This is a genomic window from Granulicella arctica (assembly GCF_025685605.1).
GTDB classification, from domain to species: Bacteria; Acidobacteriota; Terriglobia; order Terriglobales; family Acidobacteriaceae; genus Edaphobacter; species Edaphobacter arcticus.
Genome location: NZ_JAGTUT010000001.1, coordinates 3,973,944 through 3,992,337 on the forward strand (window position 1 = coordinate 3,973,944; position 18,394 = coordinate 3,992,337).

At 60.4% G+C, this 18,394-nt stretch carries 12 protein-coding genes; 7 read left to right on the forward strand and 5 right to left on the reverse strand.

The features are described from left to right. Window positions 1-3: 3 nt before the first annotated feature. Window positions 4-1,551 (reverse strand): FAD-linked oxidase C-terminal domain-containing protein, encoded by a 1,548-nt coding sequence (locus OHL20_RS16930; protein WP_263384357.1) that lies wholly within the window; start codon window positions 1,549-1,551, stop codon window positions 4-6. 73 nt (window positions 1,552-1,624) lie between these two features. Between OHL20_RS16930 and OHL20_RS16935 the strand changes: the two genes are divergently transcribed. Beyond that, window positions 1,625-3,619 (forward strand): amidohydrolase family protein, encoded by a 1,995-nt coding sequence (locus OHL20_RS16935; protein WP_263384358.1) that lies wholly within the window; start codon window positions 1,625-1,627, stop codon window positions 3,617-3,619. 241 nt (window positions 3,620-3,860) lie between these two features. Here OHL20_RS16935 and OHL20_RS16940 read toward each other — a convergent pair whose 3' ends face one another. Continuing rightward, window positions 3,861-6,176, reverse strand: coding sequence for a Tex family protein (locus tag OHL20_RS16940; protein ID WP_263384359.1), 2,316 nt, complete (start codon window positions 6,174-6,176; stop codon window positions 3,861-3,863). A 211-nt stretch (window positions 6,177-6,387) separates the two neighbouring features. Here OHL20_RS16940 and OHL20_RS16945 point away from each other — a divergent pair, with 211 nt between their 5' ends. The 6 genes from OHL20_RS16945 to OHL20_RS16970 all read left to right on the forward strand — a co-directional run bounded on the left by OHL20_RS16945 (window position 6,388) and on the right by OHL20_RS16970 (window position 13,195). Continuing rightward, window positions 6,388-7,080, forward strand: a complete 693-nt coding sequence (locus OHL20_RS16945; protein ID WP_263384360.1) for a hypothetical protein — start codon at window positions 6,388-6,390, stop codon at window positions 7,078-7,080. A 252-nt stretch (window positions 7,081-7,332) separates the two neighbouring features. Next, a complete protein-coding gene (locus OHL20_RS16950; RefSeq protein ID WP_263384361.1) occupies window positions 7,333-8,214 on the forward strand; it encodes a ThuA domain-containing protein in 882 nt (293 codons plus the stop codon). Window positions 8,215-8,246: 32 nt separating this feature from the next. Beyond that, on the forward strand, window positions 8,247-9,419 hold the full coding sequence (locus tag OHL20_RS16955) for a Gfo/Idh/MocA family protein (protein WP_263384362.1): 1,173 nt from the start codon (window positions 8,247-8,249) through the stop codon (window positions 9,417-9,419). Between the two features lie 33 nt (window positions 9,420-9,452). Next, complete coding sequence (locus tag OHL20_RS16960; RefSeq protein WP_263384363.1) at window positions 9,453-10,412, forward strand: sugar phosphate isomerase/epimerase family protein; 960 nt, start codon at window positions 9,453-9,455, stop codon at window positions 10,410-10,412. 41 nt (window positions 10,413-10,453) lie between these two features. Next, on the forward strand, window positions 10,454-11,554 hold the full coding sequence (locus OHL20_RS16965) for a c-type cytochrome (protein WP_263384364.1): 1,101 nt from the start codon (window positions 10,454-10,456) through the stop codon (window positions 11,552-11,554). Between the two features lie 42 nt (window positions 11,555-11,596). Further along, the gene (locus OHL20_RS16970; RefSeq protein WP_263384365.1) at window positions 11,597-13,195 is read left to right on the forward strand and encodes an acido-empty-quinoprotein group A; all 1,599 of its coding nucleotides are present in this window, start codon (window positions 11,597-11,599) and stop codon (window positions 13,193-13,195) included. A gap of 60 nt (window positions 13,196-13,255) precedes the next feature. Here OHL20_RS16970 and OHL20_RS16975 read toward each other — a convergent pair whose 3' ends face one another. The 3 genes from OHL20_RS16975 to OHL20_RS16985 all read right to left on the reverse strand — a co-directional run bounded on the left by OHL20_RS16975 (window position 13,256) and on the right by OHL20_RS16985 (window position 18,386). Beyond that, entirely contained in the window at window positions 13,256-14,509 is a 1,254-nt protein-coding gene (locus tag OHL20_RS16975) for a nitrate/nitrite transporter (protein WP_263384366.1), read from the reverse strand. Window positions 14,510-14,619: 110 nt separating this feature from the next. Further along, window positions 14,620-16,785 carry a molybdopterin oxidoreductase family protein gene (locus OHL20_RS16980; protein WP_263384367.1) on the reverse strand — a complete coding sequence of 722 codons (2,166 nt, stop codon included), beginning with the start codon at window positions 16,783-16,785 and terminating at the stop codon, window positions 14,620-14,622. Then, window positions 16,782-18,386: a DmsC/YnfH family molybdoenzyme membrane anchor subunit gene (locus OHL20_RS16985; protein WP_263384368.1), complete on the reverse strand. Its 1,605-nt coding sequence runs from the start codon at window positions 18,384-18,386 to the stop codon at window positions 16,782-16,784. The genes OHL20_RS16980 and OHL20_RS16985 overlap by 4 nt, the downstream gene beginning before the upstream one ends. Between the last annotated feature and the right edge of the window lie 8 nt (window positions 18,387-18,394).

An 18,394-nucleotide genomic window follows, 5' to 3' on the forward strand; every position in this document is an offset into this window, starting at 1 on the left:
GAGCTAGAAGTACTGCGCTACTCCCGCTGTCTCGAGTGGGTGCGGATGGTAAGGTCCGGACTTCTCCCCGCACAGCTTTGTGCGCGGGAAGAGCTTGTCTGGGTTTGCAATATTCTGGGGATCGAAGGCCATGCGGACAAGCTGCATCGTCGCAAGGTCGGGCTCGGAGTACATATAGCCCATCGCCTCCTGCTTCTCCTTGCCAACACCATGCTCTCCTGTAATCGATCCGCCGTGATCGACACACAGGTGGAGAATCCGAATGGAGAGGTCGACAGCGACCTCTTCCTGTCCAGGAATGGCTGCGTTGTAGAGCACGATCGGATGCAGGTTGCCGTCGCCCGCATGGAAGACATTCGATACCTGCAGGCCCGTTGCCTCGGCCATCCTGCCGATTGCCTCGAGCACGACGGGCAGCTTGGTCCGCGGGATCACACCATCCTGCACGATGTAGTTCGGCGCGATGCGGCCCGCAGCGGCGAAGGCTGCTTTGCGACCCTTCCACACCAGCATCCGCTCGCGTTCGCTCTGCGCCAGGCGATCTTCCCAGGCACCATTGACCTTGCAGATCGCGCGGATCTGGTCCATCTGGATTGTCACCTCAGTCGCTGAGCCATCGACCTCCACCAGCAGCAGAGCCTCAGCATCGGGATAGTTGGGATGCACAGAAGCTTCCGCGGCGCGGATGGAGAGGCGATCCATGATCTCCATCGCCGCAGGCAGAATCGCCGCGGCGATGATGTCCGACACAGACTGTGCAGCAGCGGAGATGGTGTCGAAGGCGGCGAGGAGCACCTGAACGGTTTCAGGCTTCTTCACAATGCGTAGCGTGATCGCGGTAACGACCCCGAGAGTTCCTTCCGACCCTACGAAGACACCGGCGAGATCGTAGCCGGGCGCGTCGAGCGTCGATCCGCCAAAGTGGGCGAGTTCGCCTGTGGGCATCACGACCTCAAGTCCGAGGACGTGCGTTGTGGTGAAGCCGTACTTCAGGCAGTGCGCTCCGCCGGCGTTTTCGGCTACATTGCCGCCGATCGTGCAGACGGTCTGGGAGGAGGGATCGGGCGCGTAGAAGTACCCTTGTGCAGCGACGCGCTGGGAGACGTGGCTGTTGATCACACCTGGCTCAACCGTCACGCGCTGGTTCGGGATGTCGATGTCGAGGATGCGCGTCATGCGGGCAAAGCCGATCACGATGCCTAAGCCATCCGGCAGCGCACCGCCCGAGAGCCCCGTACCTGCTCCGCGCGCTACAAAGGGAATTGTGTGACGGTCGCAGACGCGGATGACGGCCTGAACCTCGGCGGTCGAACGTGGCAGCACAACGGCTGCGGGGACTGTCCTTAGCGCGGCAAGGCCATCGCACTCATAGGTCTGGAGTTGATTCTGCTCGACGATCAGACCTCCAGGTCCAACGGCTGCGGCGAGTTCGGCGAGGATGGCGGCTGAGAGCATGGAAGCCTTCTGGTCTGGAACGATCAACAAGATACGACTCTGTTTTACGTTCCCTGAGGTGCATTCGTCAAAGGTCTGACCATTGGGTGGCGGCATTCGGCTTCCTGCGCACGCGATGGTAGTCTCCGGGAAGGCTCTGGTTACGAAGTTGAGAGGCGCTAAACCCACGATGACAGCACGCGTTCTACCGTTAGCCTTATCCATGCTCTGCGCTGGAGCGGGAAGCATTTGGGCACAGCAGAAGCCTCTCGTCGTTGAACATGGCATCTACAGCGTTCACCTGCTGCTCCACGCGATTGGGACTGAGGAGTACGCGGTCACCGAGAGCGGTCGTGGCGATCTGACGATGACTGCACAGGTGAACACCGCAGATCGGGGCACGAAGCGCGGAAGCATCACGACACTTCAGATAGACCACACGTTTACGCCGATCAGGCTGGAGCAGCGTAGTGAGCCTGAAGCTGCTGGAACGAGTTCATCGACCGTGATCTCGGGAACTAAGGCAACGATGCAGGAGGGAGCGTTGAGCCGCACAATCCAGCGGCCAGGCGTGGCCTTTGCGGGCTTTGGGACGATGCCTGCTTCGCTCCAGATGATGATGATGCGTTATTGGACGCGGCACGGAAAGCCTGCGCGTCTGTCGATCCTGCGGGCTAGTGCGGATGCGCTTCCGCTTGAGATCAGGATGGTTGGACACGACGTCTTTCAGTCGCGGCACAAGATGGTGCGGCTGACTCGTTACACCGTTGCGAACCTGGTGTTTGGGCGCGAGGTGTTGTGGATGAACGACAGCGGTCGTCTCGCTGCCGTGATGACCTTTGCAGGCGGTTTGCCGCAAGAGCTTGTGCTGGACGAGTACGAGCCTGCGATGGGTGAGCTGGTGCACAGCGGCGTTCGGCAGGAGATGCTCGATCTGGCGGATCTCGGACGGCAAGTTCCGGCTGAGGCGCAGGGAAACTATGCGATTGTCGGCGCTCGGCTGATCGATGGGACGGGAAGTGCGGCGATCGAGAACGCTACAGTCGTGATTCGGGAGGGACGGATTGCGGCTGCTGGACATGTCGAGGTTCCGGCGGGAATGCGGGTGATTCACGCGGAGGGCAAGTCGCTGCTTCCGGGGCTTTGGGAGATGCACACGCATTATTCGGGCGTGGAGTTTGGACCGGCTTTGCTGGCTGCTGGCGTGACGACGGCGCGGGATTGTGGCGGCGAACGAGAGTTCCTGACGCAGGTTCGGCAGAGGATTGATACCGATCATGCGCTCGGGCCGAAGCTGCTGCTCGCTGGTCTGATCGATAGCGGAGGACCGCTTGCGTTCGGGAATGTGGATGTAAATACGCCTGCTGAAGGCGTCGCTGCGGTCGATGCGTATGCAGATGAGCGGTTCGACCAGATCAAGGTCTATACGCAGATCAAGCCGCAGGTGCTGATTGCCATTGACGATGAGGCGCACAAGCGCGGGATGACTGTGACTGGACATGTTCCTGCGGCGATTGACACGTTTGCTGCGATTGCTGAAGGAATGGACCAGATCAATCACCTGCAGTTTGTCTGGCGGGCGATGCTTGCTCCGGGAACGACCGGACCTGTCGATGTGCAGTCCGCGCGGGCGAAGGAGTTGGTGGCGCTGCTGAAGAAGCATGAGATCGTGGTCGATCCGACGGATAGCTGGAGCGAAATGGCTGGACATCCGAAGAACGTGGATGTGGCGAGCTTTGAGCCGGGGATCAATGCGGCTCCATTTACGCTCGCCTCGAAGTATCGCGCTTTGGGAGTTCCTGCTGAGGATGAGGCCAAGTTTCGGGAGCGGATGGCGACGAATGCTTCTGTGATCGAGGCGCTCTATGAAGCTGGTGTTCCGATTGTTGCGGGAACTGATACTGGATTGATCGGTTATGGACTCGATCGTGAGCTGGAGCTTTATGTGCAGGCTGGAATGACACCGATGGCGGCGATTCAGACGGCAACTTTGGGTGCGGCGAAGGCGATGCGGATGGAGAAGGAATCAGGGAGTGTTGAGGTCGGGAAGCGGGCTGATCTGGTGTTGGTTGAGGGCAATCCTTTGACAAATATCAGTGACCTGCGGCGTGTCGTGAGTGTTGTGAAGGATGGGCGACTTTACGATAGCAAGCGGCTGGCGCGGACGGTTGGGTTTTCGCGATAGATGAGGTACCCCTACCCCCCGTACCTGAAGTACCAAAGTCTTCAAAACAGGTGGGTTAGTGGGTACCTGGGTACGTGGTCCCTGCACGCCGTATGGACGGAACACCCCTGATCCGTGCCTCGTTCTGTCAAGTTTCTGCCGGACGAAACAGGCTGAGGTGCAGACTTTGTACGCTCCCACCCTTCCGCGATGGGGCTGCGGAAGGATGGGGCACCCGGGCTTTCGTGGTGAGGGCGAAAGGTTAGGAGACCTTCCAGCGGGAGCCGAGGATGGCTAATTTCTCCTCCATCGTCGGTTGCGAGGCTGCCTGTTTTGGAGCGGCTGAAGGGCGTTGCGGTGGCCGTTGAGGCGGGCCTTGTTGGGTGGGGGTTCTGGGTGTGGGCGGTTTCTGGCCCCCGGCCATCAGGGCCTTCATGGAGAGGGCGATGCGCTTGGTTTTGAAGTCTGCGGTGAGGACTTTTACCTTGACGATCTGACCGGCTTTGACGGCTTCCGAAGGGTCTTTGATATAGCGGTTGGAGAGTTCGCTGATGTGAACTAAACCGTCCTGATGGACGCCGATATCGACGAAGGCTCCGAACTTGGTGACGTTGGTGACGACGCCTTCGAGGATCATGTCCGGTTGCACGTCGGCGAACTCGCGAACCTGCTCGTTGAAGCTGGGCGCAACGAACTGGTCACGCGGGTCGCGACCGGGCTTGCGCAGTTCTTCGAGGATGTCCTTGACCGTAAAGGCTCCGACGGCGAACTGTTTCGTGTCGAGGCCGGTGAGAAGTTGCGGGCTGTCAATCAGGCTGGCGACCGGCGTTTTGAGCGACGTAGCAATCTGCTCGACCACGGCGTAGGACTCGGGGTGGACGGCGGTGCGATCGAGCGGGTTGTCGCCATCGCGGATGCGCAGGAAACCAGCAGCCTGCTCGAAGGTCTTCGCACCAATCCCCGGAACCTTGTTGAGCTGGGAGCGCGAGCGGAACTTTCCGTGCTCGTCCCGGTAGGTGACGATGTTGAGGGCGACGCGCTCAGTGACGCCTGCAACGTAGCGGAGCAGCGTCCACGAGGAGGTATTGAGGTCGACGCCGACGCGGTTGACGCAGCTCTCGATGGTGGTTTCGAGGGACTGCTGGAGCTGACGCTGGTCGACATCATGCTGGTACTGACCGACGCCGATGGACTTCGGGTCAACCTTGACGAGTTCGGAGAGCGGGTCCTGTAGACGGCGGGCAATCGAGATGGCTCCGCGGACGGTGAGGTCGAGGTCGGGAAACTCCTGCCGGGCGATATCCGAGGCGGAGTAGATGCTCGCTCCCGATTCGCTGACGGTGACAGAGAAGATGGTGTCGAGGTGGTGCTCGCGGAGGGTGTCGCGGACGAAGGCATCGGTCTCGCGGGAGGCGGTGCCGTTGCCGATGGCGATCGCGCGGACGTTGTGGGTGGCGATGAGGGCGACGAGGCGTTCGCCTGCTCCCGAGGCGGCGTTCTTCGAGGTGTGGAGATAGAGGACCTCGTGGGCGAGGAACTTGCCGGTCTCGTCCACAACGGCGACCTTGCAGCCGGTGCGCAAGCCGGGATCGATGCCGAGCACCGAGATCGGCCCCGCTGGAGCTGCGAGCAGGAGGTTCTGGAGGTTGTCGCGGAAGACCTGAATGGCGTCGGTGTCGGAGCGCTTCTTTAGTTCGATCCGGATCTCGCCTTGTATGGACGGGTTGAGGAGGCGCTTCCACGAGTCGTCAACGGCTAGTTCGAGCTGTGCTGTCCAGTCGCCTTCGTTGCGGAGGATGCGGGAGCGAAGAAGTCCCGTAGCACGGAGCGGCTCAAGCTCGATGAGGAAGTAGAGGATCGCCTCGGTCTCGCCGCGCCGGACGGCAAGCATGCGGTGCGAGGGAATAGTCTTCACCGGCTCGCGATAGTCGTAGTACATCTTGAACTTGTCCTGCTCATCGACGCCGTCGAGGGTCTTGCGGCTGACGATGATGCCTTCCTCGAACATCAGTTGACGGGTGACCTTGCGGAGGTCGGCGTCCTCGCTGATCATCTCGGCGACGATGTGGCGTGCTCCTTCAAGCGCGTCGTCCACAGAGAGGACCTCGCGCTCGGCGCTAACGAAGGTCGGGGCGAACTCGGCGAGAGACTGCGTAGTGGGCTGCTGGTTCCAGAGGTAGAGCGCGAGGGGCTCGAGGCCCTTGTCGCGGGCGATGGTGGCTTTGGTGCGGCGCTTTGGACGGAAGGGAAGATAAAGGTCTTCCAGTTCGGACTTGTCGAAGGTGGCCTCGATGCGGGCCTTGAGCTCGTCGGTAAGCTTGCCCTGTTCGAGGATGGAGGCGAGGATGGTCTCGCGGCGGGAGACGAGATCGCGGAAGTAGGCAAGTTTCTCTTCAATGTCGCGAATCTGGACCTCGTCCAGGTTGCCGGTCGCCTCCTTGCGGTAACGGGCGATGAAAGGCACAGTTCCGCCCTCGTTGAGCAGTGCGATTACCGCCAGAAGCGAGTGCAAGGGGATGTTGAGCGACTTCGTAATCTGAAGCAGGATTTCGGGGGTAAGGGTCTTGAGGTCAGCCATAGGTGCTGCCTCCATCGTATCGGGGATGGGTTAGGAAAACTGGCCAGTAACAGCACCGTGGTGACCAGGGGGCAGTATTCGGTCAGATTTACTTGCGTTAAAGGCGAAGAGGTCGCAAGATACCCGAGTAGTCCTGGCACGTCTGCTTTGTGCCGTCCGCACGGTTCCCGCCGGGTTGGATATATTGCGAATCACCGGAGGGCCACTGATCTTGCGATTCCTATCCTCAACGCTCCTGCTCGCTGTGGCATTCAGCCCCAGCGCGGCATTCGCCCTACAGGCGGCTGCGGCCAACCCCCAGACCGCGGGTGCACCGGCGACAGCGCCCGTCTCGACCGCTCCACAATCGGATATGCCTTCGGTGATCCTGCAGCCCTCACTGAACGGTATTCTGCAGGCTCTAACGCAGTTGCACACGGAGAAATGGAAGGCGCCACTGCCGGTACGCGACGAGACGGATGGCAATATCCGTTCAGTCCGCCATGATCTCGATACGGTATTGCCCCCGCTGCTCGGCGCTGCGGACGGGGCACACGAATCCGTTTCACAGACGTTGCCGGTGCTCCAGAATATTACGGCGCTCTACGACGTGCTGCTGCGCGTGGCGGGTGTCGCGAAGATGTCGGCTCCGAAGCCTCAGAGTGTATCGCTCGACCAGGCGATGGCAACTCTTGACGATGCGCGGCGCGCGCTCGCGGCACACATCCAGGATTCTGCGTTGGCTGAGGAGAAAAAGGTAAGCGATTTGCAGGCTGCGCTTCGTGCAGTGCCTCCGCCAGTGGTTGCAGCGGCACCGCCTGCGCCTCCTCCGGCACCGCCCGTAGAGAAGAAGCGGGTGCCGAAGAAGAAGCCAAAGCCAGTACCTGCAGCGACTCCCGCTTCCGCTGCTCCTACGACACCGTAGACGTTTGCGGGCACGAAGTACCTCGTGGCAGGGTTGTGTCGAAAAGCCTCTGAAGTATTGCTTTTGGGGCAGGCGATTGCGCGTCCTGAGATTAGCCGCTAGACTTCTTCGGACAAACGTTTGTTACGTTCGTTGAGCTGAAACGTTTTTGTAGTTTCGGTATCGTGCTGACAATCGAGCCTTTTTTGAAGTACCCCGGGGCGAGTGGTCTCGGGGAAAACGTCTTCAGCAACCCAAGTTCGGAGAACTCACGTGCGCGCTTCTCGGATGTTTTCTTTTTCGGTGGTCCTGCTGGTTGCAGGGTCGTTTCTTCATGCACAAGGTGCACCGGCTACGATGCCTCCGCCAGCACCGCACATGAAGCCTACCCACCTGAAGCATGTACTGGTGATCGGACAGACGAAGGGTTTTGAACACGATTCGGTGTCGACGGTGATGGCCTCTATCTACAACATGGGCAAAGAGAGCGGCCTATGGGACACGATGATCCGGACGGATACGGAGTTGCTGACGAAGAAGGACTTCGGGAAGAACAATACCAAGAATCTCAACTACTTCGATGTGCTGATCTTTGCGAGCACGACCGGCGAATTGGACATGGATGCGGCCCAGAAGGCGGATACGATTGCCTTTGTGAAGGAAGACGGCAAGGGATTTGTCGGCATCCACGCGGCGCTCGATACGAACTATAAGTGGCCTGAGTATGGCGACATGATTGGCGGCTACTTCGACCAGCACCCCTGGATGACCTTCAACGCGCCCATTGTGACCGAAGATCCTGACTTTCCGGCTGTCCGCCACTTTCCCAAGGCGTTTGTGAAGTACGACGAGATCTACCAGCCGAAGGACTTTTCGCGTGACAAGGTGAACGTGCTGCTGAGCCTTGATCCGACGAAGCTGGATTACACGAATAATCCCCGGGTTCACCGGATGGACCATGACTTCCCGGTGGCGTGGTCGAAGATGTATGGCAAGGGTCGCGTCTTCTACTCGACACTCGGTCATACTGAAGAGGCGTGGGATGACCCGGATATCAAGAAGATGTACTTCGAAGCGATCAAGTGGGCGCTCGGCATGACGGATGGCAGCACGGCGTCGCATGCTCGTCCTGCGGCATTCGCCAACGCGAAATAGAGTTAGACAGGTATCGGGAGTAAGCAAGGCTGATGAAGAAGATTGGAATGGGTTTGATCGGGCCGGGCTTCGTTGCAGCGCATCACATCGATGCGGTTCGGCGGCTGGGTGATGTCGAGGTGGTGGCGATTGCGGGCTCGTCGCAGGAGTCCGCCGACCGCAAGGCCAGGGAGTATAAGGTTGACCGGGCCTATGGCGATTTTCATGCGCTAATCGCTGATCCGGATATCCAGGTGATCCACAATACGACGCCGAACTACCTGCACCTGCCGGTGACGATGGCGGCGATCGCGGCGGGAAAGCATGTGATCTCGGACAAGCCGCTGGCGATCAATTCGCGGGATGGCCGGACGATGCGCGATGCGGCTGTGGCGGCGAAGATCGGCCATGTCGTGACGTTCAACTATCGTGGGAACCCGCTGGTGCAGCAGGCGCGAGGGATGGTAAGCCGCGGTGAGGCAGGTGGCGTGAGCTTTGTGCACGGCCACTATTTGCAGGACTGGTTGACCGATCCGAATGTCTACTCGTGGCGGTCGGACCCGGCGAAGGGTGGTGTCAGTTCGGCGCTGGGCGACATCGGTTCGCATTGGTGCGATCTCGCGGAGCATATGTCCGGCCAGAGGATCGTGTCGGTGCTGGCGGACCTGACGACGGTGATCCCGGTGCGCTACTCGGCTGGTGCTTCGGCGCAGGCCTTCTCGGGAGACAGTAGCGGCGAGCGAACTGCTGTCGAAGTGCACGCGGAGGATCTTGCCAGTGTGCTGCTTCGCTTCGACGGCGGGGCAAAGGGTTCTTTCTCGGTTGGGCAGGTGTTGCCGGGTCATAAGAACGACCTGCAACTTGAAGTGAACGGAAGAACCTGCTCGCTGAAGTGGAAGCAGGAGGAGCAGAATGAGCTTTGGATCGGTCACCACAACAAGCCGAACGCGATGATGGCGAAGGACCCGTCGCTGGTTTCGCCTGAGGTATTGCGGTATGTTCATCTGCCGGGCGGTCATCAGGAGTCGTGGGCGGACGCGTTTCTGAACGTAATGCGGGATGCGTATGAGTGGATCGGCGACGGTGCCGCTCCGGCGAGCAAGCCTTCGATGCTGCCGACCTTCGACGACGGATACCGTTCGACCTGTATCGTTGAAGCCATGCTGCAAAGCCACGCCGAGGGCGGAGTCTGGAAGAGCGTGGAGTACGTGGCGAGCCAGGCGTAGCATGCCGGTGATACAAAGAGGAATGGAGATCGCATGAGGCTTGGAGTATTTACAGCGCTGCTCGCGCAGATGCCCTTGAAGGACGTTCTCGCGAAGCTGAAGGCGCTAGACATTACGACGGTGGAACTGGGAACGGGGAACTATCCCGGTAACGCACATTGCAAGCTATCGATGCTTGATAACCCGGCTGAGTTGAAGGAGTTCAAGCAGAAGCTCGACGATGCGGGCGTAAGCATCAGTGCGCTGAGCTGTCATGGGAATTCACTGCACCCGGACGCGACGCAGGCCAAGCAGGCGCAAGAGACGAACCAGAAGACGATCCTGTTGGCAGAGAAGCTTGGCGTGTCGGTAGTAGTGGACTTCTCGGGTTGTCCCGGCGATTCGCCCAACGCGAAGGCTCCGAACTGGGTGACGTGCCCGTGGCCGCCAGAGTATCTGGATGTGCTGGCGTGGCAGTGGGACAAGGTGGTGACGCCGTACTGGTTGGAGCGGGGCAAACTGGCCGCTGATCATGGTGTGAAGGTGGCGATCGAGATGCATCCCGGCTTCGTTGTCTACAGCCCGGAGACGATGCTTCGGCTGCGGGCGATTGCGGGTGACTCAGTCGGCTGCAACTATGACCCGAGCCACATGTTCTGGCAGGGAATTGACCCCATCGCGGCAGTTCGAGTTCTTGGCGATGCGATCTTCCATGTCCACGCGAAGGATACGCAGATGTACCCGGCGAACCTGGCTCGTACGGGCGTGCTCGATACAAAGCCTTATACCGATGAGCGCCACCGCGGGTGGATCTTTCGGACCTGTGGCTACGGCCACGGAGCGGAGTGGTGGAAGGAGTTCGTCTCCACGCTGCGCATGTTCGGATACGACGACGTGCTCTCCATAGAGCACGAGGACAGCTTGCTCTCCCCGGAAGAGGGGCTTACCAAGGCTGCACAGTTTCTGAACGACGTTGTGATCAAGGAAGCACCCGCGGCGGCATGGTGGGTGTAGCAAATAGATCGAGCAAGAGAATTTAAGGGTGTGGGTACGCGATGAAAAGACTTCGGATTGCGGTATTTGTAGCAGCGGCGTTTGGGATGGCGACGTACTCCAGCAAGCTGACGCCGATATATGCGGCCTCAAACGGCGAGCAGGCGGGGGCTACGCAGGCTGCGGCGGTTGAGGGTGCGAACTCGGTCGGCGCCAAGGCTTACGCGAGTCATTGCTCCATGTGTCACGGTCAACAGCGTGAGGGGATGGCGCCCATATTCCCTTCGCTCGTCGGTGTGGGCCGCAGGCTTACGGATGAGCAGATCCTCGGGATTGTCCATAATGGCCGCGGCAAGATGCCTGCACAACCGGCGCTCGAGGCCGAAGAGGTCAATGCGATCATTCGCTTTCTGAAAACGGACGATTTGTCCGGCGCCAAGGCGGCAACGAGTAGCGCGAGCGACCTGAAGGCGGTCCACACGGCGGCGCTTACTGGTCCGGGTAATTCAATCTTCCAACAGAACTGCGCTTTCTGTCATGGTCGCGATGCGGGCGGCGGCGAGGCTGGGCCGGACCTGACGCGATCGAAGCTGGTTGCATCGGACGTGAACGGCGACAAGATCTCTGATGTGGTGCGGAACGGCCGCATTGAGAAGAAGATGCCGGCCTTCAAATTCTCCAATGATGAGTTGGCCAGCGTAGTCGAGTACATCCACGCGCAGGCGGACAAGGCCAAGTCGCAGAAGCCGGGCAGCCGCAAGGGTGTCGATGTGTCCGACCTGCAGACGGGCAATGCTGAAGCTGGAAAGAAGTATTTCACCAGCGCAGGCTGTGTGAAGTGCCACTCTGAGACCGGGGACATGGCGGGTGTCGCTACGCGCTTTCAGGGACTGCAACTCGAAGAGCGCATGCTCTATCCGCGTGATGCAAAGAGCACCGTGGCTGTGACGCTACCGTCGGGGGAGAAGGTCTCAGGCACGCTGGCATATCAGGATGAGTTCACGGTTGGCCTGAAGGGCAGCGATGGTGTGTATCACTCGTGGAACGTGAACAACGTGAAGTTTACGGTGGACTCACCTGTGGACGCACACGTTGAGCAGTTTCCGAAGTACACGGACGGCGACATCCACAACCTGATGGCTTATCTGCAGACGCTAAAGTAGCAGCGTAGGCCCTGGACGCAGCTTCTGAAAGGCTCGGATCGAATGATGAAGTTGTTGAGAGATGTACTGCTGTCTACCTTGGGTGCGTCGCTGCTGCTTGCTTCTGTATCGTCTGTGGCCGCGGCGCAGAGTTTGAGTGCGGCGGAGTTGACGAATCCTCCGGCGGATAGCTGGCCCGGATATCACGGCGACTACTCCGGCAAACGGCATAGTCCACTGACGCAGATCAATCCGCAGAATGTCGGCACGCTTGGACTCGCGTGGGCCTTTCAGACGAATCAGTCCAACCAGATCAAGTCAACGCCGATCCTGGTCGATGGGGTGCTGTACTTTACGGTGCCGGACAATATCTGGGCGGTCGATGCGCGGTCGGGACACATGCTTTGGAAGTACACCTATCCGCCGAACGATGGTTTGCATATCGGGCATCGCGGCGTCGGGATGTACAAGGGCTGGCTCTACTTCCTGACACCCGACGGACACCTTGTCTCGCTCAATGCGAAGGACGGGACGGTTCGCTGGAACGTGGTCGTGGCGGATGTGAAGAAGGGCTATTGGACGACGATGGCTCCGCTGGTGGTGAAGGATCACGTGATCGTTGGTGTCTCGGGCGACTTCGACAATCTGACGGGCTATCTTCAGTCGATCGATCCGGAGACCGGGAAGCTGCAGTGGCAGTGGAACTCGACGCCTCCTGTTGGAACGCCGAACAGCACGACCGGCGGCATGACGTGGATGACCGGGACGTATGATCCGTCGCTGAATTTGATCTATTGGGGTACGGGTAATCCGACGCCGGTGCTGCAGGGAAAGAGCAGACCGGGCGATGACCTTTATACGTGCAGCATTGTGGCGCTTGATCCGGACACGGGTAAGCTGACGTGGGCCTTCCAGGTGTCACCGCACGATACCCACGACTGGGATGCGGTGGAGACGCCGGTGCTCGTCGATGGGATGTTCAAGGGACAGCAGAAGAAGATGCTGATGCAGACCTCGCGCAATGGCTACTTCTTCGTGCTCGACAGGACCAACGGAAAGAGCCTGCTGACGACGCCGTTCGGCCCGGTTAACTGGTCGCTCGGCGTGGACAAAGAAGGGCGGCCGATCCCGAATCCTAAGAAGGAGCCCGCTCCTGATGGTCGCATTATCGCTCCGGATGAAGGCGGCATGACAAACTATCGGTCGCCGAGCTTCGACCCGAAGACGGGTCTGTTCGTGGTCGATGCGCACCCGAGCTGGAGCATCTATTTCGCCAAGGAGGCCGATGGCCAGTACGGCTGGGCCGGGGCGGATTACGGGCTGTGGGGCAAGGGTGTGATCGAGGCGATTGACTACCAGACGGGCAAGATCCGCTGGAGCCATGATGTTGGTAAGGGTGGATCGGGCGCGGGCGTGCTGACGACGGAGTCCGGACTGACCTTCACGGGTGACGCCTCCGGTAGCGTGCTGGCGTTGGATACTTCAAACGGGAACACGCTGTGGCATGCGGGTACGGGTTCGCCGATGCAGAGTTCCCCGATTACGTACGAGTTGGATGGACGGCAATATACGGTGACCAGCAGTGGCGGTGTGGTATTTGCCTGGGCGCTGCCTGAGGCGACGCACTCGTCGGCGCCGCAAGCGGGTATGGGCACGAAGTAGGCGTAGCAGTAAAAGGTCGGCAGTCCCGTGCCTGGGCTGCCGACCTTTTTGCTTAAGTAATCAGTCTGCCGCGAAGGTTGCGGCTTCCTGCAAGCTGTGGACGGGAGTGACGATGCGCGCCCGGCCACCGGGTCCTACCCAGGTCTTGATCCAACTGCGGGATACCAGCCTGAGCATGAGAAGGATCGCAAATGCTAGTCCGGCGTAGCACGTGAAGCCAATCGCGTAGGAGCCGGTGTGCTGTTTGGACTGGCTGAGGGCGAGGGGAAGGATGGAGCCACCGAGTGCGCCGATTTCGCCGATCATGCCGCCAGCGACGGCGGTGGTGAGGGGCCAGCGGAGGGGGACCATCTGGAAGGTGGCACCGTTGCCGGCGCCGAGGGCGGCGAAGCACAGCATGAAGAAGGCAGTTGTGATGGTGAGGGAAGGTGCAGTTGTGAGGCCAAAGAGACCGGCGATGGCAATCAGGAATACGACGGAAAGAGTAGTGATGCCGCCGATGCGATCGGCGAACCAGCCGCCGATGACGCGGGTGAGACTGCCGGTGAGGGTAGCAAAGACGGTGTAGGTGCCGGCCTGGACCTTGGTCATGTGGAACTGGCTGACGTAGAAGGTGGGCAGGAAGGTGGCGAGGCCGATGAAGCCGCCAAAGGTGATGATGTAGACGAGATTGAAGTACCAGCCATCTTTCTCGACGAGGCATTTGAGGTGGCCGGCGAGGGTCTGGTGTTCGATGTCCGGTGGTTCTTTCGCGAAGAAGATCATGGTGGAGAGCGGGAGAAGCATCATGCAGGCAGCGAAGCCATAGACGTGCTGCCAGCCGAAGTGCATGGCGAGGCGAGGGGCGAAGAGGGCGGCGAGGGCGGTGCCGCTGTTGCCTGCGCCGGCGATCCCCATAGCGAGACCCTTATGTTCCCGAGGGAACCATCCGGAGCCGAGCGAGAGCGCGACGCCGAAGCTGGCACCGGCCATGCCAAGCAGGACGCCCATGGCGAGGACGTTGTGGAAGGTATGGACGAAGAAGAAGCCGTAGAGCAGGGCAATGATGATGGCCGACATTTCGACGATGGCGGCATTCTTGCGGCCGATGTACTGCGAGATGACGCCGAGGGGGAAGCGCATGAGCGCGCCAGCCATGGTGGGGACGGCGATCATCAGGCCCGTCTGCGCGGGGCTGAGGCGGAAGGCTTCGGTGATGAACGGCCCCATTGCGCCGTTGAGCACCCAGATGGCAAAGCTGAAGTCGAAGTAGAGAAAGGCGGCGAGAAGTGTCGGCGGATGCCCGGACTTCAGAAAGAGTTTATAGCTAGCCATGCGAAGGTCCTCCGAGGATGAAGTGTTTTCTGGTGCTTCTGGTCCGAGAGCATCGTCGTGGATGTTCTTCTGGTGCGGCTTCCGGCAGACACGGCCGGAGAAACTTAGGTTTACTTCGCGGTGCTGCGTTCGACGCGAACTGCGCATTGCTTGAAGTTGGGCTCGCGGGAGATGGGGTCGAAAGCGCCGAGGGTGACGAGATTCGAATTCGACTCGGCGAAGTGGAATGGCATGAAGACCTGGCCCGGTGCGACGATTGCGGTGATCCGCAGTTCAAGGTGGGTGACTTTGCTTCGCCGCGAGACAACGGTGACGCGGTCGTGGGGGCTCAGCTTCAGGCGTGTTGCGTCGACGGGATTCATCTCCAGCCACGCGTTCGGCACCATGCGGTTGAGCATCTCGACCTGTGCAGTCTTGGTACGCGTGTGCCAGTGCTCGACGGTGCGGCCGGTGTTGAGGATGAAGTCGTACTCAGCGTTCGGCTGCTCTGAGAAGGGCTCGCACGGAACCTTGAGGAGTTTGGCACGGCCATCTTCCGTGGGAAAGATGCCGTCCTGGTAGAGCCGATCGCCGCCCCACTGCATGCCACCCTTCGCTTCGAGGTCGGCCCAGGTGAACTGGCTGTAGTCGCACATGCGGCCGGCGGAGATCCGCTGCCACTCGCGATAGGCATCGTGTGTTGAAGTCCATCCCGGGTAGAGCTTGTTGCGCACACCCAGCCGCTCGGCGATATCAAGGAAAATGTCGAAGTCGGATCGAGCCTCGCCGGGCGGGGCGACGATGGGATTGACCTTGCTAATGCGTCGCTCGGAGTTGGTGTAGGTCCCCTCCTTTTCGCCCCAGATGGCGGCGGGTAGAACGAGGTCGGCGTAGTCGCTTGTCGGCGTAGGAAAGAAGCCGTCTTGAACGACGACGAACTTCACGCTGCGCAGCGCCTGCTCCAGCAAGAGAAAGTTCGGGAAGGAGACGACGGGATTGGTGGCGATGAACCAGAGCGCCTTGATCTTGCCGGAGACCGCGCCCTCGATAATGTCGGGGTAGGCCATGCCGCGAGCCTGTGGGATCGTGTCGACATCGATGTTCCAAAGCGCTGCCAATTCTTCGCGGTCGGCGGCGTTGTCGTACTTGCGGTAGCCGGGCAGCGACGAGGTGAAGCCGGTCTCGCGTGTGCCCATGGCGTTGCACTGGCCGGTGATCGAGAAGGGCGACGCACCGACGCGGCCGATGTTCCCGGTGATCAACGCAAGGTTGTTGATGGCGGCGACGGTGACTGCGCCCTGCGTGGAGTGGTTGACGCCCATGGTCCAGCCGATAAATCCAGCCTTTGCGTTGCCGTATAGTCGGGCGACCTTTTCGATCTGCTCGATGCGCAGGCCGGTAACGGTCGAGACGTGCTCGGGTGTGAAGTCGGTGACGAAGCTTGCAAACTCTTCGAATCCAGTGGTGTGCTGCTGGATGTAGTTGTGGTCGATAAGGCCGTCGCGAATGAGGATGTGCGCGATGCCGTTGATGAGCGCGATGTCGCCACGCGGCTTGATGGCGAGGTGGATGTCGGCCATCATGGCAGTTTTGGTGACGCGGGGATCGACGACGATAAGCGTGCGAGTCTTGTCGCGCTCAAGGCGATTGCAGAGGATGGGATGGTTATCGGCGATGTTCGCGCCGACGAGGATGATCACGTCGGCGTGCTCGAGATCGGCGTAGCTGCCGGGTGGTCCGTCGCTGCCGAAGGAGAGCTTATACCCGGAGACGGCACTGGCCATGCAGAGCGTGGTGTTGCCATCATTGTTCGCAGTGCGGAAGCCTAGCTGGACCAGCTTGCCGAGGGTGTAGCACTCCTCCGTCAGCAACTGGCCGGTGCGGATGACGCCGAGCGAGGAGAGTCCGTGCTCTGCCTGGATTGCGCCGATGCGCTCAACCATGGTGCTCAGCGCTTCGTCCCAGGAGACGGGGACGAGCTTGCCCTCCTTGCGCAGCATTGGCTGCTTCGCTCTGCCGGGTGAGGCGAGGATGTGGTGTTCGCTCAGGCCCTTCGGACAGAGCTTGCCGCGATTGACAGGATGCTCCGGGTTACCGCGCGCGGCGACAGCCTTGCCATCCTTCACGCCGATCAACATGCCGCAGCCAACGGAGCAGTAGCCGCAGGTCGTCTTCACCCAGGTATCGGCTACGCGCGATGCAGAGATGTGGCCATAGCGATCGTCGTCCGCATAGGCGTACTTCGCCTGTGCGGTGTCGATGCCGGCGAGCTTACGCAGTTTGGTGAGAAGGCTCATGCGTGCCTCGTGCGTACAAAGGTGAGCGCCATGTTGAGCGGCACCACAGAGACAAAGAAAAGATAGCGCGCGAGCAGGATGCCGGTGAATCCACACCCGAGGGCTGCTGCGGAGTGACCGGCTACCGCGAACCCGATGCTGAGCACGATGAGCAGACAGGAGGCAAAGCTGTGCATCCGTAGAGCGTTGCTTGAGAGGAGCGAGAAAGAGGCTCGTGACTCAAAGGTCTTTGAGCCGCGAAGCCGTACGACACGCACAATCTGATTGACGAGCCATGCTGAACCTGACAGCAGAATCAACCGCACTGCTTGTGCTGCTGTGCTGAACAGCATTGGACTCTCCTGCAAGAACGTAGGCGTCATCGCGGGGAGACTCATGCCTTGCAGCGCGTAAGCCAGAAGTGCTCCAAGCAGAACGGCTGTCAGCATGAAGTCGATCGGGGTGTGGCGCATGTTCCACGAAGGGCGTGCCTGTACAAGGTAGATCGAGGCGCTAGCGATTGTTCCTGCTAATCCAAAGAGAGCTGCCGACCAGTCAATCGCCGTGAGCAGCATGGCCGGAACGGCGAAGTGTAGGGCAGTCGCGGCCGTGCAGAGAGCGGCTGCGGACATCGCGCCGAAGAACAGCGTGAAGAGCAGGACCTCGCGGCTCAGCCAGGAGCGTCGCCACATCTTCAAGGCGCGCCATGCGTAGGCGGGTCGTCCAAGGTGGAGTGTGGAGATGGTCAGCGCGATCGACGTGATGACCAGAAGCAGTGTGAGGCGGATGGTGTCGAGGCCGTGCCACAGCATCAGCACCCAGAGCGAACCTGCGACGGCCTGCATCAGGGTGGTCATGACGACGAGCGAAAGGTGTGCGTGTTCGAGCGGGATCTGGCCACCGTCGACGCGCTCGAGGTTGGTGCCGCTGTTCTCCGGCAGAGTGATGCGCGTGGTCGAGATGGTCTGGCTTGCTGCGGGCATGCCGGGGCTGTCGGCTGAAGAGTAGTTGTCGCGCCACGCAGCCATGTTGACGATCTCGATCTCGATTGCACCCTCGGGGCAGGCGTTGACGCATGCGGGTTCGAGGCTGTCTTCAAGCCGTCCTTTGCACATGTCACACTTGCCGACGACGCCGCGCTCCGGATTGAACTGTGGGACGCTGTATGGGCAGTTCCAGACACAATACTGGCAGCCGATACAAGCATCGGCAGAGTGGACGACGATGCCGGTGACGGGATCTTTCTTGTACGCATCAACGGGGCAGCCGCGGAGGCAGTCGGCATCGAGGCAGTGATTGCAGCCCATCGAAAGATAGTGCCGCTGCGTATCCGGATACGAGCCGCCTTCAAGTTCGCCGATGCGTCGCCAGAGGATGTCGGCGGGATTGCCGTTCTGCTCGTTGCAGGCGACCTCGCAGGAGCGACAGCCAATGCACTTCGTCATATCGAAGTGGAAGCGGTACTGCTCGCCCTCCGTGAGCGCACGCCCTGGCAGCAGGGAAGTGGCCGTGACGACCTCCGCCTGATCCGTGGCGCTGGTGATGACCAGGCCCTCTTCCGTGATGCGCACGAGCGCCGGACTCTGACCATCGATAGCCCGTACGTGAAGAGGTAACGCCAAAGGGAAGC

Excerpts from the sequence above, each read along its gene's own strand:
- OHL20_RS16930 (WP_263384357.1), bottom strand. The coding sequence starts at position 1,551 with ATGCCGCCACCCAATGGTCAGACCTTTGACGAATGCACCTCAGGGAAC.
- OHL20_RS16935 (WP_263384358.1), top strand. The coding sequence starts at position 1,625 with ATGACAGCACGCGTTCTACCGTTAGCCTTATCCATGCTCTGCGCTGGA.
- OHL20_RS16940 (WP_263384359.1), bottom strand. The coding sequence starts at position 6,176 with ATGGCTGACCTCAAGACCCTTACCCCCGAAATCCTGCTTCAGATTACG.
- OHL20_RS16955 (WP_263384362.1), top strand. The coding sequence starts at position 8,247 with ATGAAGAAGATTGGAATGGGTTTGATCGGGCCGGGCTTCGTTGCAGCG.
- OHL20_RS16960 (WP_263384363.1), top strand. The coding sequence starts at position 9,453 with ATGAGGCTTGGAGTATTTACAGCGCTGCTCGCGCAGATGCCCTTGAAG.
- OHL20_RS16965 (WP_263384364.1), top strand. The coding sequence starts at position 10,454 with ATGAAAAGACTTCGGATTGCGGTATTTGTAGCAGCGGCGTTTGGGATG.
- OHL20_RS16970 (WP_263384365.1), top strand. The coding sequence starts at position 11,597 with ATGATGAAGTTGTTGAGAGATGTACTGCTGTCTACCTTGGGTGCGTCG.
- OHL20_RS16975 (WP_263384366.1), bottom strand. The coding sequence starts at position 14,509 with ATGGCTAGCTATAAACTCTTTCTGAAGTCCGGGCATCCGCCGACACTT.
- OHL20_RS16980 (WP_263384367.1), bottom strand. The coding sequence starts at position 16,785 with ATGAGCCTTCTCACCAAACTGCGTAAGCTCGCCGGCATCGACACCGCA.